This window comes from Paraburkholderia sp. BR14374 (assembly GCF_040948685.1).
Lineage (GTDB): Bacteria > Pseudomonadota > Gammaproteobacteria > Burkholderiales > Burkholderiaceae > Paraburkholderia > Paraburkholderia youngii.
Genome location: NZ_JBFPKF010000002.1, coordinates 201,329 through 223,287, shown reverse-complemented (window position 1 = coordinate 223,287; position 21,959 = coordinate 201,329). Strand labels below are relative to the sequence as shown.

At 64.2% G+C, this 21,959-nt stretch carries 20 protein-coding genes and 5 tRNA genes; 17 read left to right on the top strand and 8 right to left on the bottom strand.

Features of this window, described 5'->3' with window-relative positions:
• The first annotated feature begins 75 nt into the window (after positions 1–75).
• The 7 genes from gltX (at position 76) to AB3X86_RS04935 (ending at position 3,020) form a co-directional block, all read left to right on the top strand.
• The gene (gltX, locus tag AB3X86_RS04965; protein WP_368595131.1) at positions 76–1,485 is read left to right on the top strand and encodes a glutamate--tRNA ligase; all 1,410 of its coding nucleotides are present in this window, start codon (positions 76–78) and stop codon (positions 1,483–1,485) included.
• A gap of 119 nt (positions 1,486–1,604) precedes the next feature.
• A tRNA-Ala gene (locus tag AB3X86_RS04960) sits at positions 1,605–1,680 on the top strand.
• 189 nt (positions 1,681–1,869) lie between these two features.
• Positions 1,870–1,945 (top strand) — tRNA-Glu (locus tag AB3X86_RS04955).
• Between the two features lie 90 nt (positions 1,946–2,035).
• Positions 2,036–2,112: transfer RNA gene (locus tag AB3X86_RS04950), tRNA-Asp, on the top strand.
• A 61-nt stretch (positions 2,113–2,173) separates the two neighbouring features.
• Positions 2,174–2,249 (top strand) — tRNA-Glu (locus tag AB3X86_RS04945).
• Between the two features lie 80 nt (positions 2,250–2,329).
• Positions 2,330–2,406, top strand: a tRNA-Asp gene (locus AB3X86_RS04940).
• A gap of 149 nt (positions 2,407–2,555) precedes the next feature.
• Positions 2,556–3,020, top strand: coding sequence for a GNAT family N-acetyltransferase (locus tag AB3X86_RS04935; protein ID WP_176108257.1), 465 nt, complete (start codon positions 2,556–2,558; stop codon positions 3,018–3,020).
• A gap of 47 nt (positions 3,021–3,067) precedes the next feature.
• On the opposite strand, the gene AB3X86_RS04930 is transcribed toward AB3X86_RS04935, so the two are convergent.
• On the bottom strand, positions 3,068–3,967 hold the full coding sequence (locus AB3X86_RS04930; RefSeq protein ID WP_368595130.1) for a helix-turn-helix domain-containing protein: 900 nt from the start codon (positions 3,965–3,967) through the stop codon (positions 3,068–3,070).
• Positions 3,968–4,148: 181 nt separating this feature from the next.
• Between AB3X86_RS04930 and AB3X86_RS04925 the strand changes: the two genes are divergently transcribed.
• Positions 4,149–4,550, top strand: a complete 402-nt coding sequence (locus AB3X86_RS04925) for a gamma-glutamylcyclotransferase (RefSeq protein WP_176108259.1) — start codon at positions 4,149–4,151, stop codon at positions 4,548–4,550.
• Positions 4,551–4,676: 126 nt separating this feature from the next.
• Here AB3X86_RS04925 and aceB read toward each other — a convergent pair whose 3' ends face one another.
• Together aceB and AB3X86_RS04915 are read right to left on the bottom strand one after the other, a co-directional pair.
• The gene (gene aceB / locus AB3X86_RS04920) at positions 4,677–6,269 is read right to left on the bottom strand and encodes a malate synthase A (RefSeq protein WP_368595129.1); all 1,593 of its coding nucleotides are present in this window, start codon (positions 6,267–6,269) and stop codon (positions 4,677–4,679) included.
• Positions 6,270–6,346: 77 nt separating this feature from the next.
• On the bottom strand, positions 6,347–7,165 hold the full coding sequence (locus AB3X86_RS04915) for a haloacid dehalogenase type II (protein WP_368595128.1): 819 nt from the start codon (positions 7,163–7,165) through the stop codon (positions 6,347–6,349).
• A 162-nt stretch (positions 7,166–7,327) separates the two neighbouring features.
• Here AB3X86_RS04915 and AB3X86_RS04910 point away from each other — a divergent pair, with 162 nt between their 5' ends.
• Both AB3X86_RS04910 and AB3X86_RS04905 read left to right on the top strand, forming a co-directional pair.
• Positions 7,328–8,230 carry a LysR family transcriptional regulator gene (locus tag AB3X86_RS04910; protein ID WP_176108262.1) on the top strand — a complete coding sequence of 301 codons (903 nt, stop codon included), beginning with the start codon at positions 7,328–7,330 and terminating at the stop codon, positions 8,228–8,230.
• A 127-nt stretch (positions 8,231–8,357) separates the two neighbouring features.
• Positions 8,358–8,792, top strand: a complete 435-nt coding sequence (locus AB3X86_RS04905; RefSeq protein ID WP_018435495.1) for a universal stress protein — start codon at positions 8,358–8,360, stop codon at positions 8,790–8,792.
• A 267-nt stretch (positions 8,793–9,059) separates the two neighbouring features.
• Here AB3X86_RS04905 and aceA read toward each other — a convergent pair whose 3' ends face one another.
• The 3 genes from aceA to AB3X86_RS04890 form a co-directional block, all read right to left on the bottom strand.
• Complete coding sequence (aceA, locus tag AB3X86_RS04900; protein ID WP_368595403.1) at positions 9,060–10,364, bottom strand: isocitrate lyase; 1,305 nt, start codon at positions 10,362–10,364, stop codon at positions 9,060–9,062.
• A 401-nt stretch (positions 10,365–10,765) separates the two neighbouring features.
• Positions 10,766–12,400, bottom strand: coding sequence for a DEAD/DEAH box helicase (locus AB3X86_RS04895; RefSeq protein ID WP_368595127.1), 1,635 nt, complete (start codon positions 12,398–12,400; stop codon positions 10,766–10,768).
• Between the two features lie 503 nt (positions 12,401–12,903).
• Positions 12,904–13,173: an acyl-CoA-binding protein gene (locus AB3X86_RS04890; RefSeq protein ID WP_368595126.1), complete on the bottom strand. Its 270-nt coding sequence runs from the start codon at positions 13,171–13,173 to the stop codon at positions 12,904–12,906.
• A 165-nt stretch (positions 13,174–13,338) separates the two neighbouring features.
• Between AB3X86_RS04890 and tsaB the strand changes: the two genes are divergently transcribed.
• From tsaB to AB3X86_RS04870, 4 genes are read left to right on the top strand one after another with little or no spacing between them, the layout of a single operon-like run.
• On the top strand, positions 13,339–14,175 hold the full coding sequence (tsaB, locus tag AB3X86_RS04885) for a tRNA (adenosine(37)-N6)-threonylcarbamoyltransferase complex dimerization subunit type 1 TsaB (RefSeq protein ID WP_368595125.1): 837 nt from the start codon (positions 13,339–13,341) through the stop codon (positions 14,173–14,175).
• Entirely contained in the window at positions 14,172–14,666 is a 495-nt protein-coding gene (rimI, locus tag AB3X86_RS04880; RefSeq protein ID WP_368595124.1) for a ribosomal protein S18-alanine N-acetyltransferase, read from the top strand. The genes tsaB and rimI overlap by 4 nt, the downstream gene beginning before the upstream one ends.
• Positions 14,653–15,639, top strand: a complete 987-nt coding sequence (locus AB3X86_RS04875) for a uracil-DNA glycosylase family protein (RefSeq protein WP_368595123.1) — start codon at positions 14,653–14,655, stop codon at positions 15,637–15,639. Before rimI ends, AB3X86_RS04875 begins: the two co-directional genes overlap by 14 nt.
• Positions 15,636–16,667 (top strand): DUF1853 family protein, encoded by a 1,032-nt coding sequence (locus tag AB3X86_RS04870; RefSeq protein ID WP_368595122.1) that lies wholly within the window; start codon positions 15,636–15,638, stop codon positions 16,665–16,667. Before AB3X86_RS04875 ends, AB3X86_RS04870 begins: the two co-directional genes overlap by 4 nt.
• 6 nt (positions 16,668–16,673) lie before the next feature.
• On the opposite strand, the gene thiD is transcribed toward AB3X86_RS04870, so the two are convergent.
• Both thiD and lplT read right to left on the bottom strand, forming a co-directional pair.
• Positions 16,674–17,480: a bifunctional hydroxymethylpyrimidine kinase/phosphomethylpyrimidine kinase gene (gene thiD, locus AB3X86_RS04865; RefSeq protein ID WP_368595121.1), complete on the bottom strand. Its 807-nt coding sequence runs from the start codon at positions 17,478–17,480 to the stop codon at positions 16,674–16,676.
• A 61-nt stretch (positions 17,481–17,541) separates the two neighbouring features.
• Positions 17,542–18,849, bottom strand: a complete 1,308-nt coding sequence (gene lplT, locus AB3X86_RS04860) for a lysophospholipid transporter LplT (protein ID WP_176108269.1) — start codon at positions 18,847–18,849, stop codon at positions 17,542–17,544.
• 218 nt (positions 18,850–19,067) lie between these two features.
• Here lplT and alr point away from each other — a divergent pair, with 218 nt between their 5' ends.
• The 3 genes from alr (at position 19,068) to AB3X86_RS04845 (ending at position 21,950) form a co-directional block, all read left to right on the top strand.
• Complete coding sequence (gene alr, locus AB3X86_RS04855) at positions 19,068–20,138, top strand: alanine racemase (RefSeq protein WP_368595120.1); 1,071 nt, start codon at positions 19,068–19,070, stop codon at positions 20,136–20,138.
• Positions 20,139–20,141: 3 nt separating this feature from the next.
• Positions 20,142–21,518, top strand: a complete 1,377-nt coding sequence (gene radA, locus AB3X86_RS04850; RefSeq protein ID WP_018435504.1) for a DNA repair protein RadA — start codon at positions 20,142–20,144, stop codon at positions 21,516–21,518.
• A gap of 153 nt (positions 21,519–21,671) precedes the next feature.
• On the top strand, positions 21,672–21,950 hold the full coding sequence (locus AB3X86_RS04845; protein WP_176108271.1) for a DUF2866 domain-containing protein: 279 nt from the start codon (positions 21,672–21,674) through the stop codon (positions 21,948–21,950).
• Positions 21,951–21,959 lie beyond the last annotated feature (9 nt).

Sequence of the window (21,959 nt, the reverse complement as noted above, 5' to 3'; positions counted from 1 at the left end):
ATGGGCACGCTTCGCTGCCGCGCTTCGCAGCCATGTTCGCTCGAGCGCCGGCGCCTGTTTTCCGAGTAACCGCTAATGACCACCTCCGTTCGTACCCGTTTCGCACCGAGTCCCACCGGCTTCATCCACCTGGGCAACATCCGCTCCGCGCTGTATCCGTGGGCGTTCGCGCGCAAGATGAAAGGGACCTTCGTGCTGCGGGTCGAGGACACCGACGTCGAGCGCTCCACCACCGAATCCGTCGACGCGATTCTCGAGGGCATGGCATGGCTTGGTCTCGATTTCGACGAAGGCCCGTTCTACCAGATGCAGCGCATGGACCGTTACCGCGAAGTGCTGAAGCAGATGCAGGACGCCGGGCTCGTCTACCCGTGCTACATGTCGACCGAAGAGCTCGACGCGCTGCGCGAGCGTCAGCGCGAAGCGGGCGAAAAGCCGCGCTACGATGGCACGTGGCGCCCGGAGCCGGGCAAGGTCCTGCCGGAGCCGCCTGCGGGCGTGACGCCGGTGCTGCGCTTTCGTAATCCGCTGACCGGCGTGGTCGCGTGGGACGACGCGGTGAAAGGCCGCATCGAAATCTCGAACGAAGAACTCGACGACCTCGTGATCGCCCGTCCGGACGGCACGCCGACGTATAACTTCTGCGTCGTCGTCGACGATCTCGACATGCGCATCACTCACGTGATCCGCGGCGACGACCACGTCAACAACACGCCGCGGCAAATCAACATTCTGCGCGCGCTCGGCGGCGAGCCGCCGGTGTATGCACATCTGCCGACCGTGCTGAACGAGCAGGGCGAGAAGATGAGCAAGCGCCACGGCGCGATGAGCGTCATTGGTTATCGCGATGCAGGGTATCTGCCGGAAGCGGTCGTCAACTATCTGGCGCGCCTCGGCTGGTCGCATGGCGACGCGGAGATTTTCACGCGCGAGCAGTTCGTCGAGTGGTTCGATCTCGAGCACCTCGGCAAGTCGCCGGCGCAGTACGACCATGACAAGCTGAACTGGCTCAACGCGCACTACATCAAGGAAGCCGACAACGCACGCCTCGCCGAACTGGCGATACCGTTCTTCGCGGAACTCGGCATCGACGAAGCCACACTCGCGCAAGGTCCGGATTTGACGGGCGTGGTGGGCCTGATGAAGGATCGTGCGTCGACCGTGAAGGAAATTGCGCAGAACTCCGCGATGTTCTATCGCACGCCGGCACCCGATGCCGAGTCGCTTGCCCAGCACGTGACCGACGCGGTTCGTCCGGCGCTCGCTGATCTGGCCGCTGCATTGAAGACGGTCGAATGGACCAAGGAGGCGATCGCCGCCGCGCTGAAGGCTACGCTCGGCGCGCACAAGCTGAAGATGCCGCAGCTCGCGATGCCGGTGCGTTTGCTGGTGGCGGGTACGACGCATACTCCGTCGATTGATAGCGTGCTGATGCTGTTCGGTCGCGACGTCGTCGTTGGCCGCATCGAAACAGCGCTTGGCTGATCAGCTGTGGGCGTGCGTGACAGGGTTTCGCACGCCTTCGGAAAAATCGCATGTAATTGCTCAAGGGGTATTTACAAACCGCAGATCGCCCTCTAGAATCTCGTTTCTCTGATGCGCGCGGGGGTATAGCTCAGCTGGGAGAGCGCTTGCATGGCATGCAAGAGGTCAGCGGTTCGATCCCGCTTACCTCCACCAACACAGCAGAGAGAAGTTAAAGTGGTTAAGAAGTCTGAAAGTTGTAGAAAAAAAGACTTCACAGATCGCTGAAACGTAGTTAAAATAGCGGTCTTCGCAGTTGACGTTAAAAAGCTCAGCGAATTAACTGAAAAGTTAGAGCGAGCTGAATAAGTCGAAAGCGAATTAAGACGGATCTGAATAGATTTTGTCCCCTTCGTCTAGAGGCCTAGGACATCACCCTTTCACGGTGAGTACAGGGGTTCGAATCCCCTAGGGGACGCCAAACATCAGCGTCGCTTTAGTATTCGAGTGGTAGTAAAGCAGCGCAGCTTGCAGAGAATTAACCGACGCTCGCAAGCAGGGTGTAAAGACTGGAGTGGTAGTTCAGTCGGTTAGAATACCGGCCTGTCACGCCGGGGGTCGCGGGTTCGAGTCCCGTCCACTCCGCCAGACAAAGCCCGTTCACACATACCTGAACGGGCTTTTTCATTAAAGGTGTAAGCAGTACGTTGTCCCCTTCGTCTAGAGGCCTAGGACATCACCCTTTCACGGTGAGTACAGGGGTTCGAATCCCCTAGGGGACGCCAGAACATCGGCGTCGTTCGGTTGGAAGTTTGAACGGTGCAGCAGGCTGGGAGCATGGCCCGCAGACTGCGATGCAAAATCTGGAGCGGTAGTTCAGTTGGTTAGAATACCGGCCTGTCACGCCGGGGGTCGCGGGTTCGAGCCCCGTCCGCTCCGCCAGATTTGAGAAAGCCCACTTCACAAGAAGTGGGCTTTTTTTATTTCGGCTGCTCGTTGCCGTCGCCTCGCGGAAAGCTCGGGACAAACAGCCATTGCCAGCGCGCGCGGCCTGTTTTACCGTTGATCCGACTTATCCTCGCGGTCCTGCCATGTTCGATCCAACCGAAGCCCCGTCACCGTTTCATCTGCGCACGGCAAGCATGGACGATTTCGAGTTTGCCGAGGCGCTGACCCGCAACAACATGGGCGGCTACTATCGCCGGCATCATCTGGTCTGGCGCAGCGATCTGTTTCTCGGCAGTTGGCGGGAATCGGAGAATTTCATTCTCGAAGTGGATAGCGTGCCGATGGGCGTGCTGCGTATCACCGAGGAGGGTGATTCGCTGCATATCCGCGACGTGCAGATTGCCGAAGGATATCGGCGGCTTGGCGCCGGTACGTTTCTTCTCGACATCTCGCATCAATGGGCGCGCGAGCGGGGGCTGCGCGAGTTGCAGTTGCGCGTGTTCGTCGATAATCCGGCTGCGCGGCTCTATCAGCGCAAGGGCTATAAGCTCGCCGGGCCGCGGCTCGCGCAGCTAGGCGCAATCCGTCATCTGGCGCGGCGGGTTTGAGGCCGGATCTGCGTGGATCGCCGACGCGCACCGCCACGCATCGACGTTCACCGCTCGGCAACATCGGCCGAACCGGCTTGATCCTGTGCCGTTTCATCATCCGCTTGCGCATCATCATGCTCGCCGTTGCTTGCGCGATGCTCGGCGCCTCGGTCGATAAACGCGCGTGGACTCGCGCCGAACGCGCGCCGGAACATCGCGGAGAAGGCGCTTTGGCTCTGATAGCCCAGTTCCTGCGCGACATGCGACAGCGGCCGCCCCTGGCTCAACAAGGGAATGGCGCGCGCGAGGATCGCCTGCTGACGCCACTGCGAAAAACTCACCCCCAGCTCCTGACGAAACAGCCGCGCGATCGTCCGCGTGCTCGCGCCGACCGTCGACGCCCACTGTTCGAGCGGCTCGCCATGCATCGGGTCGGCGATCACGGCCTCGCACAGCGCGCGCAGGCGCTTTTCGCTGGGCATCGGCACGGACAGCGGCAACGGCTCGGAGCGCGTCAGTTCATCGAGAGCGAGCGCGCCGAGCAGTTGCTCGCGTGCGGCGGACAGGCCAGGCGAATCGAGCGCGGCAATCACCTCACGCAACAAGTTCGATACTTCGACGACGCGCGGCGTATCGAGCCCGGCCGGTACCGTACTCTCGATGATGTACAGCGTGCGCAGGAACGCATCCTCGACGGCGACCACTTCGTGCGTGACATGCGGCGGCAACCAGATCGCGCGCGATGGCGGCACCATCCACGTCGTGCCCGTTGTCGCGACGCGCAGCACGCCGCGCGACGCATACGCGACCTGCGCCCATGCATGCGTATGACGCGCGATATGCCAGCCCGCCGGCATCGGCCGCGAGCGCACGCGGATCGGATGCGTGTCGTTCGGCGCGAACTCGGGCGGTATGTCGGCGAAACGCACGCGGCTCAACGGGTTGGACTCGGCGGACGAGGGCATGGCAAGGTCGGTTCAGATAACGGAGCCGGCAAGGGCGAGGCGCGGTCGAGGCCATTCACCGGCGCGGGTTCCAAGCATTGTAGATCGTGCCTGGCTGCGGATGCCGTCGGGCCACCGTTGCATAATGTCCCGATGGCCCCCGAGCCACCAACTCACCTCTGACCACGGAGACTCAACGACGATGCAGACCGTCTTTGTCTATGGCACGCTGCGTGCCGGTGAAACCAACGACATCAGCGAAGCCGCCGCGCGCAACGACCTCCCCGCGCCAAGCCTGCTCGGCAGCACCACGGTGCGCGGCCATCTGTTCGATTTTGGCGACTATCCGGGTCTCGTCGTCGACGAAGCGGGCGTCGACGTGGTCGGCGACGTCTATGAGATCGACGATGCGCTCGTCGCGGTGCTCGACGAAATCGAAGCCGTATATCCGGGTGTCGACGAGCGTTTTCTGGCCCGAGAGGTGATGGTCAAAGTAGACGGAAACGTCGTGAACTGCCGCTTCTATCCGGTTGTGCCGAACGCGGTAAAAGGGCTGCCCGAAATCCGTTCGGGAGATTGGGTCAAACATCGGCGCACGCGCTGAGCCGGTGCGCGCAAGCGGCCAATAGCGCAGCGCGCCACGTATGTCCGCGGCGCGCCGTCATTCAAGCCGATGCGATCGCCTGGCTCGAGCAGGCACGAGGCGCCCGAGCCCGCCTCATCGACACCATCAAATCTCTTCGTAAAGCGGCAGCGTCAGAAAATCGGTGAACTGCTCCGCGGTCGACATCTGCTCGAAGATCTGCGCGGCGCGCTCATACGGCTTCGTATCTCCGCCCACCGTCTGTTTGACCTTGTCGAGTTCCTGCCCCGCGAGCTCGCGCACCAGTTCGACCGTCACCTTGCGGCCGTCATCGAGCTTGCCCTTCGGCGAGCGGATCCACTGCCACACCTGCGAGCGCGAAATCTCGGCGGTGGCCGCGTCTTCCATCAGGTTGTGAATCGGCACGCAGCCATTGCCCGCGAGCCACGAACCGAGGTAGTGGATGCCGACGTTGATGTTGTTGCGCAAGCCCGCTTCGGTGATCGGCGTTTCCGGGCGGAAGTCGAGCAGATCGGTCGCGGTCACGAGCACGTCGACGCGCTGCTTGTCGATCTGGTTCGGCCGGTCGCCGAGCACCTTGACGAACTCTTCCATCGCGACCGGCACGAGACCCGGATGCGCGACCCAGCCGCCGTCGTAGCCATCGCCAGCGTCGCGCGCCTTGTCCGAGCGCACGCCGGCCATCGCCTTGTCGTTCGCGGCCGCATCGTTCTTGATCGGAATCAGCGCGCTCATGCCGCCGATCGCCGGCGCGTCGCGGCGATGGCAAGTCTTCAGCAACAGCAGCGCGTACGCGCGCATGAACGGTGACGTCATCGTGATCTGCGAGCGATCGGCGAGGCAGAAGTCGCGGTCGCTCTTGAACTTCTTGATCGCGGAGAAGATGTAGTCCCAGCGGCCCGCGTTCAGGCCCGAGCTATGTTCGCGCAGCTCGTACAGGATTTCGTCCATTTCGAACGCGGCGACGATCGTCTCGATCAGCACCGTCGCGCGAATCGTGCCACGCGGCACGCCAACGGCTTCCTGCGCGGCGACGAAGATGTCGTTCCACAGGCGCGCTTCGAGATGGCTCTCCATCTTCGGCAGATAGAAGTACGGGCCCGAGCCGCGCGCGATCAGCTCCTTCGCGTTGTGCACCATGTACAGCGCGAAATCGAAGATGCCGCCCGACACGCGCTTGCCGTCGACCTTCACGTGCTTCTCGTCGAGATGCCAGCCGCGCGGACGCACGATCAGCGTCGCGGTCTTGTCGTTGAGCCGGTACGACTTGCCGTTCTGTTCGAGCGAGATCGTGCGGCGCACCGCGTCCTTCAGATTGATATGACCGGTGATCTGGTTGTCCCAGCTCGGCGCATTCGAATCCTCGAAGTCGGTCATGTAGGAGTCCGCGCCCGAATTGAGCGCGTTGATGATCATCTTGCGCTCGACAGGTCCGGTGATCTCGACGCGCCGGCACTGCAGATCCTGCGGCAGCGGCGCGATCTTCCAGTCGCCTTCGCGCACGCTCTTCGTGGCGGCGAGGAAGTCGGGCCGCTCGCCCGCGTCGAGCCGCTTCGTACGTTCGACGCGCGCCTGCAGCAACTGCTGACGGCGCGGCTCGAACGTGCGGTGCAAGGCCGCGACGAGTTCCAGCGCTTCGCGGGTGAGGATCGCTTCAAAGCCGGGCTTGATGTCGCCGGTGATTTCCATGCCTTGCGGCAACGACAGCGGATTAGCCATGTTTTCTCCTTGGTCGGTCAGATTGCAAAAGTGCGAAGGTTGAAGATGGGAGACGGTTCCCGAAAGCGAGCGGGCCGTCATACGCGCGGGCTGGCGCGCTTGCGGCCGCCACTGCCATGAGTTTTGGTTTGACGGCCGCCGCTCGAGCGCGACGACGTCGAGAGCGTCCGCAGAAAGCCCAGCAGATCGTTCATGCCGCCGCCGGTGCCATGCGGGCTCACTCCAAGCTCTTCGACGGGCAGGTTCTGCCGGTTCAGCCAGAACGTCGTGAAGCCGAACCACGTCGCGCCCGCGACGTCCCAGCCGTTCGACGACACGAACACGATCTCGCGCGCGGCCACGCCGAACGCATCGGGGCCGAGCGCATACGCGGAGGGCGCGGGTTTGTACGCGCGCACCGCATCGACCGACAGCACATGATCGAAGAGGGCGCTCATGCCGGCGCTCTTGACCGCGATGTCGAGCATTTGCGGATTGCCGTTGGACAGAATCGCGAGCCCGAGTCTGAGCCCGCCACGCGGCGCGGCAGCGGGCTCGCGCAACGTGCGCAGCACCGGCACCGCGTCGGGAAACGCCGACAGGCACGCGTATTCGTCCATCAGACGCTTTTCGGCCGAGCGGCCGAGCGTGAGCTGCAGTCTTTTCGCGGCGAAGCGCAGTGCGTCGAGCGTGATGTCCCAGAACGGGCGGTAGTGTTCGCCGGGGGCGTCGCTGCGCGCGGCGAGCGTGCGCAGCTGCGTGTATTCGATCTGCTTCTGGCGCCAAAGCTGCGACAGCGCGTCGCCGTGTCCGGGGAATAGTTGCTCCGCTGCGGCGATCACCGAATGCACGTCGAACAACGTGCCGTAGGCGTCGAAAATCACTGCTCGCGGTGAGGATGTCGTTGTGGCCGACATTGCCGTGCGCTCCTGTCAGAGGTCGGGATCGATTGTATTGGTGACCTTAGGTGGTAAAAAATATGCTAAAGATCACTTGATCTTTTACTTTCCTATACCTAATCTCGCACACAACCCTCACTCTTGCGCCGATTTCATTGGTTCGCACGGTGCGCATCGTTCATGGACCGTTTCAAGCAGATCGAGACCTTCGCCACCGTCGCGGCCAAAGGCAGCCTGTCCGCGGCGGCGCTCGCCGAGGGCGTCGCTCCCGCGATCATCGGCCGGCGCATCGACGCGCTCGAGGAGCGCCTCGGCGTCAAGCTCTTGGTGCGCACGACGCGCAAGATCACGCTGACCTTCGAAGGCTCGGCCTTTCTCGAAGACTGCCAGCGCATCCTTCACGACATGCAGAACGCCGAGGCGAGCGTGTCGGCGGGCGGCGTCAAGGCGAGCGGCCATCTGCGGCTGTCGGCGCCGGCCGGCTTCGGGCGCCGGCACGTGGCGCCACTGGTGCCCGCATTCACTGTCGCGCATCCGGACGTGTCGATCACGCTCGATCTGTCCGATCGTCTCGTCGATCTCGTCAACGAGGGCTTCGATTGCGCGGTGCGGCTCGGCGAGTTGCCCGATTCGTCGCTGGTGTCGCTGAAGCTCGCCGAAAACCGCCGCGTGTGCGTCGCGTCGCCCGCGTATCTGAACCGGCGCGGCGCGCCGCACAGCCTCGCCGAGCTCGCGCGCCACAACTGCCTCGCGCTCGGCGCGAGCGCGAACCAGCAGCGCGGCTGGATGTTCCAGCACGACGGCAAGGTCGTGTCGATCAAGGTGTCCGGCACGATGGAATGCTCGGACGGCGCGGTGCTGCATGAATGGTGTCTCGCCGGACACGGACTGGCGTGGCGCTCCTGGTGGGAAGTCGGCGCGGACCTCGCGGCGGGACGCCTCGTCACGGTGCTCGACGAATTCGCCGCGCCGCCGATCGGCATCCACGCGGTGTTCCCGCAGCGCCGTCATCTGCCGCTGCGGGTGCGGCTGTTTCTGGACTTTCTCAAGCATACGTACGGCGAACCCGGTTACTGGGACTGACGGGCCAATCTCCAGCCGGACGCAATTACCGGCATTCATACGCATTACAATCGTTCCGGGCAGCCTGCACCCTGGGCTTTGTTGGACGCTGACGCCGTGCTGCGCGCAGCCGGCGACGGAGGGCATCATGTTCAGGCACATCCTGGTTCCGACCGATGGTTCAGATCTTTCACGCAAGGCGATAGCGGGTGCGATCGATCTCGCGCAGGCCGTGGGCGCCCGCGTGACCGCGTACGCATGTCTGCCGCAATATCCGTACTCGCCGTTCTCCGATGTCGCGGTCGAACCACCCGGCGAGTTCCTGCAACGCAGCGAGCGCGAAGCGCGCGTGCATCTGCGCGAAGTCGAGCATGCGGCCCATCGCGTCGGCGTCCACGTCGAGAGCCGCACGAGCGTGCATCCGGCGCCGTATCTCGGCATCATCGAAGCGGCCGAGCAGGGCGGCTGCGACGTGATCTTCATGGCGTCGCATGGGCGGCGTGGGCTCGGCAGCCTGTTGATCGGCAGTGAAACGCAGCGCGTGCTCACGCATACGAAAATTCCTGTGATCGTCTATCGCTGATTCGCTTTGCGCCGCCGCCGGCGGCGTGCCGGCATCCGCCTTCAAAGAAAACGCACCGGCGGCGAAGCCGGCGCGTTCAGGTTCGCCGCACGCTTGCCGCGTGCTGGCTTCTCTCAGACCCCGGCCGCTGGCATGCGCACCAATGCTCCTGCCAATCCGGTACGGCGCGGTCCCCCCTGTGTCGGCGGCACTCTGACGGTGCCGCTCGACATTTGCCAATCGTTGCTGCGTTCAGGCCACGGGATTGCGTGACCCGACCGGCTGGTCTCAGGCAACCTTCTTGTCGAAGAACTGCTCGTTTTCCGTCGAACCATGCAGCGCGGTCGTCGATGCTTCGCGCTCGACCGTCTGCGTGACGGCGTCGAAGTAGCCGGTGCCGACTTCGCGCTGGTGCTTGACCGCGGTGAAGCCCTTTTCGGCCGCCGCGAATTCCTCCTGCTGCATTTCGACGAATGCGGTCATCTGGTTGCGCGCATAGCCGTACGCGAGGTTGAACATCGAGTAGTTCAGCGCGTGGAAGCCGGCCAGCGTGATGAACTGGAACTTGTACCCCATTGCGCCGAGCTCGCGCTGGAACTTCGCGATCGTCGCGTCGTCGAGGTTCTTCTTCCAGTTGAACGACGGCGAGCAGTTGTACGACAGCAGCTGGTCCGGGTACTCCTTGTGGATCGCGTCGGCGAATTTCTTCGCGAACTCGAGGTCCGGCTTGCCGGTTTCGCACCAGATCATGTCGGCGTAAGGCGCGTACGCGAGGCCACGCGAAATCGCCTGTTCGAGGCCCGGCTTAGTGCGATAGAAGCCCTCGACGGTGCGCTCACCGGTCAGGAAGGGGCGGTCGTTGTCGTCGATGTCCGAGGTCACGAGGTCGGCGGCTTCCGCGTCGGTGCGGGCGAGCAGCACGGTCGGCACGCCCGACACGTCGGCGGCCAGACGCGCGGCGGTCAGCTTCGCGACGGCTTCGCGGGTCGGCACGAGGACCTTGCCGCCCATGTGGCCGCACTTCTTGACCGAGGCGAGCTGGTCTTCGAAGTGCACGCCCGACGCGCCCGCTTCGATCATCGCCTTCATCAGTTCGAACGCGTTCAGCACGCCGCCGAAACCGGCTTCCGCGTCGGCCACGATCGGGGCGAAGTAATCGACGTAGCCTTCATCGCCCGGGTTCTTGCCTTCCGACCACTGGATCTGGTCGGCGCGCGTCAGCGTGTTGTTGATGCGCTTGACGACGAGCGGCACCGAGTTGGCCGGATACAGCGATTGGTCCGGGTACATTTCACCGGCGACGTTGGCATCGCCCGCGACCTGCCAGCCCGACAGATAGATTGCCTTCAGACCGGCCTTCACTTGCTGCATCGCCTGGTTGCCGGTGAGCGCGCCGAGCGAGTTGACGAACGGCTCGCTGTTCACTGCGGCCCACAGCTTTTCGGCGCCGCGCTTTGCGAGCGTGTGCTCGGGTTGCACCGAGCCGCGCAGACGCACCACGTCCTCGGCCGAGTAGGTGCGCTTGACACCCTTCCAACGCGGGTCCGTTTCCCATTGTTGCTTGAGTTGCTGCACTTGCTGTTCGCGGGTCATTGTCATGATGTGCTCCTTCGATGCCAGTTATGGAGGATGGGTGACTCTGTCTTCTCGAAGCGTAGGGCCAGCAGAGGCGTTCTGTTTCGTGAAGTCTTATATAAGAGTCTAGGCAAATCGATGGACGCACCATAGACGCCGCAAAGCGTTTTTCCAATATTTATTTTTCCGTTAAATCAATAGGTTGAGTCCTACGTTTCGCGATAAGAAACGAAATTTTCCCTGCTGCAATCGCTGTTCTTGTGCTTTGCAGCATCATTTTTTACGACGCAAAAAAATTTTTTATATCGTGAAATTTAAGGTGGTTTGGCAAACGGCAAAAAAAACCGGTGCCTGAGCACCGGTTTTCTTTGTGGTCACGGACGACGCGAGGCCGTCCGGTCGTTCAGATAACGAGGCGGTTAGTCGCCGCGACGTGCCGAACGCGGACCGTCGTTGCGGCGCGCGCCGTAGCCGTCACGCGAACCGTAACCGTCGCGCGAACCACCGCCGAAGCCTTCGCGCGAGCCATAGCCGTCACGCGAGCCGCCGCGGCTGTCACGCGAACCGTAGCCGTCACGCGAACCGCCGGCCGACTTGTTGCCCCAGCTGTTGCCGCCGCCGTTGCCGTTGCCGTTGCGCGAGCCGCCGTAGCCGCCCGGCTTGCCCGAGCCGCTGCCGAAGCGGCGGCCGTTACCGCCCGGACGACCGCGGCCACCGAATCCAGGACGGCCGTTGCCCGAAGGCGGCGCCTTGCGCGGCTCGAAGCCTTCGACGACGTTGACCGGCAGCGGCGTGCGCACGAAGCGCTCGATGCGCTTCAACGCGCCCTGTTCGGCGTGATGCACGAGGCTCACCGCGATACCCGAGCGGCCCGCGCGGCCGGTACGGCCGATACGGTGCACGTAGTCTTCGGCAAACTTCGGCAGGTCGTAGTTGAACACGTGCGTGATGCCCGGGATGTCGATACCGCGAGCGGCGACGTCGGTGGCAACCAGCACGCGCACGCGGCGCTCGCGCAGCGCGCGGATCGTGCGGTTACGCGCGCCTTGCGGCAGGTCGCCGTGCAGGGCGGCCGATTCGAAACCGGCGTCGGCAAGACGGCCTGCCAGCTGGTCGGCGTCCATCTTGGTTGCCGTGAAGACGATCGCCTGATCGAGGCCGTCGGCACGCAGCAGATGGTCGAGCAGACGGTCCTTGTGATCGCGGTCGTCGACGTAGTGGACGGTTTGCGCGATGTTGGTGCGCTGCTCCATGCGCTGGACGATCTCGATACGCTCCGGGTCCTTCAACAGACGGCCGGTCAGCGAGCCGATCTTGCCGTCGAGCGTGGCCGAGAACAGCATGGTCTGACGCGTAGCCGGCGTCTCGGCAACGATCGTGTCGATGTCGTCGATGAAGCCCATGTCGAGCATGCGGTCGGCTTCGTCGAGAACGAGGATCTGCAGTTGCGACAGATCGATGCGGCCGCGCTCGAGGTGGTCGATCAGACGGCCCGGCGTCGCAACGAGGATTTCAGGGTTCTTCGCGAGCAGCATCAGCTGCTGGCCGTAAGCGACGCCGCCGAGAATGCTGACGGTGCGCAGGCGCTTGAGGTGCTTGCCGTACGTCGCGGCGGCGGTCGTGACCTGCATCGCGAGTTCGCGGGTCGGCGTCAGCACCAGCATGGTCGGACGTGCGACCGGCTGCGGACGGCGGCCGCGGCCACCGTCGGCCGGGCGCGGTTCGCGCGGCTGGCTCGCCTGGGCCTTTTGCAGCTGCGCGAAACGCTCGATGGCGGGCAGCATGAAGGCGGCGGTCTTGCCCGAACCGGTCGGGCTCGAAACCAGCAGATCGCGGCCAGCGATACCAGCCGGCACAGCGCGTTGCTGCACCGGGGTGGGGTGCTCGTAGCCAGCGGCGGTCAGCGCGGAGACGACTTCCGCGGACAGGCCGAGCGACGCGAAGCTCGGCTTGGCGTCAGCTTGTGCGACGGCTGCGGGAGCGGCGGGCGCGAGACCGAGTGCTTCGTCGGCGATGGCGTTCAACGGGCTGCTGGGGGTGTTGCTCAAAGTCATGTGAATCCTTGAAAACGATCCTGGGTGGTTCATCGGATGAAAAACGTCAACGCCAATCGGCATACCCAAGTCGTCGGATTCAGCGAGCAAAAAAGCAGCGAGCAAATCGAAAAACGGGGGCAACTCGCGACAATGAAGGCGAGTTTTTCGTTAGAAGCTGTATCGGATGCGACATGCCAACATGGCGAGTCGCCAGCCTGGGACTTGAGCCCGTAGTGGGCTAGGCAGAAGGGGACAGGTTCTAAACTGGATTGGAGCAAACGCTATGGGACGCTGCGCCGCGAGGACCGTTGGAAAAAACGGGCGAAGCAGTGAAGCGCAGGCCGCATTATAGCGACCTTTGCTGCACTGCGCCACCATTCAGGCAATTCCGACAGAAAAAAGTGACGGAATGCGGTAGGGAAGTGAGGCGGCGGCTCGGGGCTTCGTGTTCGGCACCCGCCGCGAGGCCGTCGCAGCGTTGCCAGACGATCAGTTCCGCAGATGATTGGCGCGCCGGAAAATCAGGCCGCGGCGCCGCTCTTCAGTGATTCGACGAGTTCGACGTATTGCTGCTTCGCAGCGTCCTGCGCGGTGCCCTTGAGCGCCGCCCAAGCTTCGTACTTGTATTTGCCGACGATGTCGGTGAAGCCCGGCTTGTCGCCGTGCACGTCGCCTTCGTTCCCCTGCTTGAAAAGCGCATACAGACGCAGCAGCGTCAGATTGCCCGGACGCTCGGGCAGCTGCTTGACGTCCTGCTGGGCTTGTTCGAACTGGGAGTTGATATCGGTCATGGTGGTTTGGCCCGGATGGCGGGATAGATGAGATCGACTGAAAATCATAACAATTGACCGCCGCCGCGGGGCCGAGGGCTTATTCCAAACCGGGCGGCCGCGAAGGGGGCAGCGTGGTCGCGCAAACCACCATTCACGCGCACCGCGCCGATTACAATACGGTCCATGACTCAAACAGTGCTCCTTGCAATCGATACTTCGACCGAATTCTGTTCGGCGGCGCTCGTGTCCGCGTCCGTCGATGCCGCCGGTCAGCCCAACGCCGAACCGCGCGTCTGGGTTCGTCACGAACGAACCGGCGCGGTGTCCAGTACCCGCCTGCTGCCGGCGATCCGCGAACTGTTCGACGAAGCCGGCCTCCCGTTGGCGGACTGCGACGCGATTGCGTTCGGCTCGGGGCCGGGTTCGTTCACCGGACTGCGTACGGCGACCGGTGTCGCCCAAGGCCTCGCATTCGGCCTGAACCTGCCGGTCGTACCGATCGGCACGCTGCTCGCGTGCGCGGAGAGCGCCCGCCTGCGCGATCCGTCGACGACGCGCGTGCTCGCCGCGCTCGACGCGCGCATGGACGAAATCTACTGGGCCGACTACGCGTGGGACGACGCGCAACACGAATGGCGCACCGTTCAGACGGCGTCGCTCGATGCGCCAGCGCGGATCGCGTTGCCCGACGTACCGTTCACACTCGCCGGCAACGCGGCCGCCGCGTTCGGCGAGCGGTTGCCGGCGGTCGCGGCCGCGCGAAGCGTCGATGGCGAGGCGTTGCCGCATGCGTTGCCGCTCGCGTACGCGGCGCTGCGCGCGTTTCATGCGGGTCGCACGGTACCAGCCGATCAGGCCGCGCCCGAGTACGTCCGCGACAAGGTCGCGCAGACGACCGCCGAGCGCATGGCCGACAAAGCGGCGAAATCAGCCAAAGCGGCTCATAGCGCCGGGCAGTCCGCACAGAGTGCGCCCAACGGCGCGGCTGGCCAGCCGTCCCACGACGAGGCGCGCCCATGAGCGGCGTGCTGCTCACGGACCGCTACATGTCGCCGATGACCGAAAGCGACCTGGACGAAGTCGCCGCGATCGAGAAGCTGGCGTATGAGTTTCCGTGGAGTCGCGGCAATTTCGGCGACTCGCTGCGCAACGGCTATTTCGGCGTCTGTCTGCGTCACGTGACAGGCACTTTGATCGGCTATTGCGTGCTGATGCCGGTCGTCGATGAAATGCATCTGCTGAATCTCTGCGTCGCACCTCAAGCGCAAGGCGCCGGCGCGGGCCTCGCGCTGCTGCGCGAGGCGGTGCGCATCACGCACGCGGAGAAGCTCGAGGGGCTGCTGCTCGAAGTGCGGCCGTCGAATCATCGGGCGATCCGTTTATACGAGCGCTTTGGCTTCGCATCGATCGGCCGGCGCAAAAATTATTATCCGGCGCGGCATCGCGCCCGGGAGGACGCGATCGTGATGCGTCTGTCGTTTGGCACGGAGGACGAAGATGGCGCTGCATGAATCGGTGCTCGAAGAATTTGGACTCGCGCCGCTGTGGGTGCGTCGCGGACTCGCCGCGCGCGAGGCGGAGGCCGGGCAGGGTGATGCGTCGCAGTCGCTGCGGGAACACGCAAACGACGAGCGTCGCGCGGAGCCGGCACCGCAGACCGCGCGCGAAGCGCTGCGCGCAACCGCCGACGCGCAGCCGCAGCAAGCGACGCGTGAATCCGCACCGCGCTTCGACGATACCGCCGCACGCCGCGAGCCATCGCAACCGCAATCCGACTTTTCAGTCCCGCCGACTTTCGACGCCCCACCCGACGACGACTTCGCGTGGTTCGACGATCCAACCGTATCGGCCCCCGCACCCGCCGAAGCACGCCGCGACGCGCCCGCTCTGCCGGCTATCCACACGCTCGATTGGGACGCGCTCGCCGAGCGCGTCGCCGGATGCGAGGCCTGCCGGCTGTGCGAGAAGCGCACGAACACGGTGTTCGGCGTCGGCGATCGCGAGGCCGACTGGATGCTGATCGGTGAAGCGCCCGGCGAGAACGAGGACCGTCAAGGCGAACCGTTCGTCGGCCAGGCGGGCAAGCTGCTCGACAACATGCTGCATTCGCTCGCGCTCGCGCGCAGCACCAACGTCTATATCGCGAACGTGATCAAGTGCCGGCCGCCTGGCAACCGCAATCCGCAGCCAGATGAGGTCGCGCGTTGCGAACCTTATCTGCAGCGCCAGGTGTCGCTCCTGAAGCCGAAGCTGATCGTCGCGCTCGGCCGGTTCGCCGCGCAAAGTCTGCTGAAGACCGAGGCGAGCATTTCGTCATTGCGCGGCCGCGTGCATACGTACGAGGGTGTACCGGTGATCGTCACCTATCATCCGGCCTATCTGCTGCGTAGCCTGCCCGACAAGGCCAAGGCATGGACGGACTTGTGCCTTGCGCGCGCCACGTGGCTCGCGAACGGCGGCGCGCCGTCGAACGAATCAAAGTGACGATCCCCGAGGGACCGGCGGCGCGCATGCCCGCCGCGTCTGTCAGCCGGGCGGCGCTTCTCGATACATTGCTGGGTTTGCGTGACGATGCTTCAGTCGATGCGCTGCGCGATCCCGCCGTCCGCGATCTCGCCTGGCTGCTGCTGAGTCCCGATCTGCTGCGCCCTCAGCCTCCCGCGGGCGCGCTCGCCGATCCATTCGACACACCGCAGGAATTACAGGCCACGCTCGACTGGCTGCACGCGCTCGATGCCACTCCAGGATCTCTGCATCAGGATCTCGCGGCAACGCGCATCACTCGTCTTGGCCGCTACGCCGAACGCCTGCTGGGCTTTTTCCTTCGTCATGGGCCGGGCACGCAACTTATCGCAGCGGGTGTGCCGCTACGGCACGCGGGCCGCACGCTCGGTGAATGCGATTTCCTCGTGCGCACACGCGAAGGCGCGCGACTGCATTGGGAACTCGCAGTGAAGTGCTATCTGCATGCGGGCGATCCGAATGGGGCACAGGCGGCGCGTCTCGCCGATTATGTCGGCCCCAATCTGAAGGACCGCTTCGATCTGAAGCTCGCGCATCTGCTCGATCATCAGTTGCCGCTCAGCGCACGCGACGAATTTGCAACGACGGGCTATACGGGCGCGTGGACGCCGCAGATGTTCGTCAAAGGCTGGCTGTTTTACCGGCATGGCGCCACGCCCGCCGATCCTGCCGAACTCGATCCCGCGCATGGCCGCGGCTGGTGGGTTACGCATCGCGACTGGCCGGCTTTCGAGTGCGCGCACACGCACAAGTGGCGGCTGTTGCCGCGGCTCGAATGGCTCGCGCCGCAGTATCGAATGCAAGCCGGCGCGGACGACTCGAGCTATGTCGACGCAACCGCGCTCGCCGCTCGAATCTCACCGCAATACGGCCCGACGATGGTTGCCGGATTCATCGAAGACAACACGGGACGTCTGCTCGAGCGCTCGCGCGGCTTTATCGTGCCCGACGACTGGCCCGAGCACGCGCGGCGTTACGCGAAGCAATAGCGTCGCTCACCACCACCGATGAAAGTGATGCACCGGCCCCACGCCGTGGCCGACGTCGAGCCGCTCGCTCGCCTGCAGCGCACCGGTCAGATAAACCTTCGCATCGGCCACGGCGCTAGCGAGATCGTCGCGCTGCGGAATCAACGCCGCGATCGCCGACGACAACGTGCAGCCAGTTCCATGCGTGTTCTTCACCGGCACGCGCGGACCGCCGAGACGCAGCGTGCCGCTTTCCTGCGCGAGCCAGTCGGGGCTATCGGTCGCGCTCAGATGGCCGCCCTTCATCAGCACCGCGCGCGCGCCGAGCCCACGCAGCGCTTCGCCTTGCTCGACCATGCCGGCTTCGCCGGTGGCGGGCTGCGTGCCGAGCAACGCGGCCGCTTCCGGCAGATTCGGCGTCAGCAGATCGGCGAGCGGCAGCAGTTCGTCGCGTACCACCGCGACCGCATCGGGCAGCAATAGCGCGTGATTGCTCTTCGAGATCATCACCGTGTCGAGCACGATGTGTTTGGGCCGGTGACGGCGCAGCGCGTCGGCGACCGCGCGCGCGATCGGCGCGTTCGCGAGCATGCCGATCTTCACCGCGTCGATGCGAATGTCGTCGAACACCGCGTCGAGCTGCGCGGTGATGAACCCTGGGTCCGGCGCGTGGATCGCGGTCACGCCGCGCGTGTTCTGCGCGGTCAGCGCGGTGATCACGCTCGCGCCATAGGCGCCGAGCGCGGAGAAGGCCTTCAGATCGGCCTGGATGCCGGCGCCGCCGCCGGAATCGGAACCGGCGATCGTCAGCACATTGGGAATCGTTTGAGTCATGGTCGAGCGAGGAAGAAGAAGGGCGCGTTCGTGCGTGTCGCGGCCGGCCCGGTGCGGTTGATCAGTGCTTGGCTTCGCCGATCAGCGCGACCGAATCGAACGCGCGCTGGTTCGCCTGGTGGCGCCGCATCACGAGCCACATCATCACGCACACGAAGGTGCCGAACAGCACGATCACGACGGTAACCGGCACGTCGAGCCACACGAGCACCGCGTACAGGCACAGCATCACGAGCACGGACAGATTCTCGTTGAAGTTCTGCACGGCGATCGAATGGCCTGCCGACAGCAGCACGTGCCCGCGATGCTGCAGCAGCGCATTCATCGGCACGACGAAAAAGCCCGACAGGCCGCCCACGAACATCAGGAAGATGTACGCGAAGATCAGATAGCCCGACACGTGCATGCGGCCGAAATAAATGCCCCAGTGCGGGGGAAACAGATCGCGCGTGTAGAACGCCATCAGCATCACGGAGATACCCATCATGATGCCGACCGGCAAGACCGACAGCGACTTCTTCAACGGCACACGCGAAGCCGCAAAAATCGCGCCGCCCGCGACGCCCACCGCGACCACCGCCTGCAGGATCGCTGCCTCTGACAGCGACATGCCCAACGACACCTCGGCCCATTTCAGCACGATGAATTGCAGCGTCGCGCCCGCGCCCCAGAACAGCGTCGTCACGGCGAGCGAAATCTGTCCGAGCTTGTCACGCCACAGCACGAGAAAGCAATCGGCGAAATCGGTGATCAGACGGATCGGACCGTGTTCCTGGCGCGGATAGCGCGCGCCGGTGTCGGGAATGCGCAGATTGAATAGCGCGGCGACCACGTAAATGCCCATGATCACGAGCATCGCGGCTTCCGCAGGCGTGTTCACGGTGGGGACGTGCCATTTGAGAATCGGCGCGGCGATGTGCGGGCTGATCAGCGCGCCGCCGAGGACCGTGCCGAGAATGATCGAGCCGACCGTGGTGCCTTCGATCCAGCCGTTCGCGGCGACCAGCCGGTCAGGCGGCAACAGTTCGGTGAGAATGCCGTATTTGGCGGGCGAGTAGGCCGCCGCGCCGAAACCGACGATGCCGTACGCAATCAGCGGATGTGCGCCGACCAGCATCGTGATGCAGCCGACCACCTTGATCGTATTGGTGATGAACATCACGCGTCCTTTCGGACGGGAGTCGGCGAATGCGCCGACGAAGGCGGCAAGGACGACGTACGACAGCACAAAAAACAGCTTGAGCAGCGGCGTCATCCAGTTCGGAGCGTGAAGATCTTTCAGCAGTGCGATAGCGGCGATCAGAAGCGCATTGTCGGCCAGCGACGAAAAAAACTGCGCGGCCATGATGGTGTAAAAGCCTTTTTTCATCTGATGCGATGCTGTCCTCGCTGCGGTCCGTCCGCCCCGGCCGTTTGTTATGCGTCCGGGCTTATGCCGATCGAAATGGGTTGTGCGCACGGCTTTATATCATGAAAATAGATGGATTCAGACTAGCAGAATCCTTGATCGCACCGCCCAGCGGGCCGCAGAGCGCTGAAAACGCCTTGTAAGCCGCTGATTCGCAAGTGTCTTTTCGAAAAAATCCCATGCCGCGCCCCCTTTCCGCCACGATTCATACCGCTGCTCTCGCCAATAACCTCGCTGTCGCGCGGCGCTATGCGCCGAAATCGAAAATCTGGGCCGTCGTCAAGGCCAATGCCTACGGGCATGGCCTCGCGCGCGTGTTTCCCGGATTGCGCGCGACGGACGGCTTTGGGTTGCTGGACCTCGAAGAAGCGGTGAAGTTGCGTGAATTGGGCTGGGCAGGCCCAATTCTTCTGCTGGAAGGCTTTTTTCGGCCGACCGACATCGACGTAATCGACCGCTACAGCTTGACCACGGCGCTGCATTCCGACGAGCAGCTGCGCATGCTCGAAATGGCGCGCCTGTCGAAACCGGTCAATATCCAGTTGAAGATGAACACCGGCATGAACCGGCTCGGCTATACGGTCGAAAAATTCCGTGCCGCATGGGAGCGCGCGCGCGCCTGCCCAGGGGTCGGCCAGATCACGTTGATGACGCATTTTTCCGATGCCGATGGGGAGCGCGGCATTGCTCATCAGATGGATGCGTTCGAGCGCGGCGCGCAGGGCATCGCCGGTGCGCGCAGCCTGTCGAATTCGGCCGCGACGCTGTGGCATCCAGAAGCGCATTTCGACTGGGTGCGTCCCGGCATCATCCTGTACGGCGCGTCGCCGTCCGGCGTGACGGCCGCGATCGACGGCACCGGCCTGCAGCCCGCGATGACGCTCGCGTCGGAACTGATCGCCGTGCAAACGCTCAGCGAAGGCAGTTCGGTCGGCTATGGGTCGACGTTCACCGCGCGCGGGCCGATGCGCATCGGCGTGGTCGCGTGCGGTTACGCGGATGGCTATCCGCGCGTCGCGCCCGAAGGCACGCCGGTGATCGTCGATGGCGTGCGCACGCGAATCGTTGGACGTGTGTCGATGGACATGCTGACCGTCGACCTGACACCGGTGCCGACCGCCAACGTCGGCTCGCGCGTGGAACTGTGGGGTACCGCGCTGCCCATCGACGACGTCGCGCAGGCCTGCGGCACGATCGGCTACGAGCTGATGTGCGCGGTCGCGCCGCGTGTGCCGGTTCGGGCGGAGTAACGCGTGGCGAAAGCGAAGACGTTGTACATCTGCGGCGAATGCGGCGGACAGTCGCCGAAGTGGTCCGGTCAATGCCCGTCCTGCCAGGCGTGGAACACGCTCGTCGAATCGATCGCCGAGGCGCCGTCCGGTCACCGTTTCCAGTCGCTTGCGAAGAGCACACCAGTGCGGCGCCTCGCCGACATCGACGCGTCGGACGTGCCGCGCTTTTCCACCGGCGTCAGCGAATTCGACCGCGTGCTCGGCGGCGGCCTCGTGCCGGGCGGCGTGGTGTTGATTGGCGGCGATCCGGGCATCGGTAAATCGACGCTGCTGTTGCAGTCGCTCGCGGAAATCGCCGCGGACAAGCGCGCGCTCTATATCAGCGGCGAAGAATCGGGCGCGCAGATCGCGTTGCGCGCGCAACGGCTCGCACTGCTCGAACCCGGCTCGAAGGCGAGCGAACTGCAATTGCTCGCGGAAATCCAGCTCGAGAAAATTCAGGCGACGATCACCGAGCAACGGCCCGAAGTCGCCGTGATCGATTCGATCCAGACCGTCTATTCGGATGCTTTGACATCGGCGCCGGGCTCGGTTGCGCAAGTGCGCGAGTGCGCCGCGCAACTCACGCGCATCGCCAAGCAGTCGGGCACCACGATCATCATGGTCGGGCACGTGACGAAAGAGGGCGCGCTTGCGGGGCCGCGCGTGCTCGAACATATCGTCGATACGGTGCTGTATTTCGAAGGGGATACGCACTCGTCGTACCGTCTCGTGCGCGCGATCAAGAACCGCTTCGGCGCGGTCAACGAGCTCGGCGTGTTCGCGATGACCGAGCGTGGTTTGCGCGGCGTCGCGAATCCGTCGGCATTGTTTTTGTCGCAGCACGAACAGTCGGTGCCGGGGTCCTGCGTGCTCGTGACGCAGGAGGGCACGCGGCCGTTGCTCGTCGAAGTGCAGGCGCTCGTCGATTCGGCCAACGCGCCGAATCCGCGCCGCCTCGCGGTCGGCCTCGAACAGAACCGGCTCGCGATGCTGCTCGCGGTGCTGCATCGGCACGCGGGCATCGCCTGTTTCGATCAGGACGTGTTCCTGAACGCGGTGGGCGGCGTGAAGATCTCCGAGCCCGCCGCAGACCTCTCGGTACTGCTCGCGATTCATTCGTCGATGCGCAACAAGCCGCTGCCGAAAGGGCTCGTCGTGTTCGGCGAAGTCGGCCTCGCCGGCGAAATCCGACCGTCGCCGCGCGGTCAGGAACGCCTGAAGGAAGCGGCCAAGCTCGGCTTCTCGGTGGCGGTGATTCCGAAGGCCAATGCACCGAAACAGCCGATCGAAGGCTTACAGGTCGTTGCGGTCGAACGGATCGAACAGGCCATCGACCGCGTCCGCACACTCGAATAGACGGGGGCCGGGACGGCTCGCCGGCACTTTGTGCGCTTGCGGTCTCGTAATGCCCTGTAAATGTCGCAATATTGGCTGTAACCTGAGCGCGATACCTTTTTCCTAAGCTGTAACGATATGCATCCCTTCCGATGCACGAAAAAGGATCGCGCCTTGAAACAGTCACATGAAACCGCTGCCGACCAGCACATCCAGGTGCGCGGCTGCCGGGTCTCCGCACCGATTCATCAGCCTTGGGGCGGCGCTTGCCGAATCGTCGAGTGGATCGACACCGCCGGGCAGATCTCGCGGCGGGTGGTGGCCGAAGACGTGACGGCCGCCGAAGTGCGCGCCACGATCAGCCGCCATGTGGAAGGTCGCAAGCACTTGCTGTACGACGACGAGAAATCGCCGCGTCAAACGTTGCCGCGACAGACGGCGACGCGGCGTTGACGGTGGCGG

Bases quoted from the DNA above. Each gene is read 5' to 3' on its own strand.
- gltX (WP_368595131.1), top strand. From the start codon at position 76: ATGACCACCTCCGTTCGTACCCGTTTCGCACCGAGTCCCACCGGCTTC.
- AB3X86_RS04935 (WP_176108257.1), top strand. From the start codon at position 2,556: ATGTTCGATCCAACCGAAGCCCCGTCACCGTTTCATCTGCGCACGGCA.
- AB3X86_RS04930 (WP_368595130.1), bottom strand. From the start codon at position 3,967: ATGCCCTCGTCCGCCGAGTCCAACCCGTTGAGCCGCGTGCGTTTCGCC.
- AB3X86_RS04925 (WP_176108259.1), top strand. From the start codon at position 4,149: ATGCAGACCGTCTTTGTCTATGGCACGCTGCGTGCCGGTGAAACCAAC.
- aceB (WP_368595129.1), bottom strand. From the start codon at position 6,269: ATGGCTAATCCGCTGTCGTTGCCGCAAGGCATGGAAATCACCGGCGAC.
- AB3X86_RS04915 (WP_368595128.1), bottom strand. From the start codon at position 7,165: ATGTCGGCCACAACGACATCCTCACCGCGAGCAGTGATTTTCGACGCC.
- AB3X86_RS04910 (WP_176108262.1), top strand. From the start codon at position 7,328: ATGGACCGTTTCAAGCAGATCGAGACCTTCGCCACCGTCGCGGCCAAA.
- AB3X86_RS04905 (WP_018435495.1), top strand. From the start codon at position 8,358: ATGTTCAGGCACATCCTGGTTCCGACCGATGGTTCAGATCTTTCACGC.
- aceA (WP_368595403.1), bottom strand. From the start codon at position 10,364: ATGACCCGCGAACAGCAAGTGCAGCAACTCAAGCAACAATGGGAAACG.
- AB3X86_RS04895 (WP_368595127.1), bottom strand. From the start codon at position 12,400: ATGACTTTGAGCAACACCCCCAGCAGCCCGTTGAACGCCATCGCCGAC.
- AB3X86_RS04890 (WP_368595126.1), bottom strand. From the start codon at position 13,173: ATGACCGATATCAACTCCCAGTTCGAACAAGCCCAGCAGGACGTCAAG.
- tsaB (WP_368595125.1), top strand. From the start codon at position 13,339: ATGACTCAAACAGTGCTCCTTGCAATCGATACTTCGACCGAATTCTGT.
- rimI (WP_368595124.1), top strand. From the start codon at position 14,172: ATGAGCGGCGTGCTGCTCACGGACCGCTACATGTCGCCGATGACCGAA.
- AB3X86_RS04875 (WP_368595123.1), top strand. From the start codon at position 14,653: ATGGCGCTGCATGAATCGGTGCTCGAAGAATTTGGACTCGCGCCGCTG.
- thiD (WP_368595121.1), bottom strand. From the start codon at position 17,480: ATGACTCAAACGATTCCCAATGTGCTGACGATCGCCGGTTCCGATTCC.
- lplT (WP_176108269.1), bottom strand. From the start codon at position 18,849: ATGAAAAAAGGCTTTTACACCATCATGGCCGCGCAGTTTTTTTCGTCG.
- alr (WP_368595120.1), top strand. From the start codon at position 19,068: ATGCCGCGCCCCCTTTCCGCCACGATTCATACCGCTGCTCTCGCCAAT.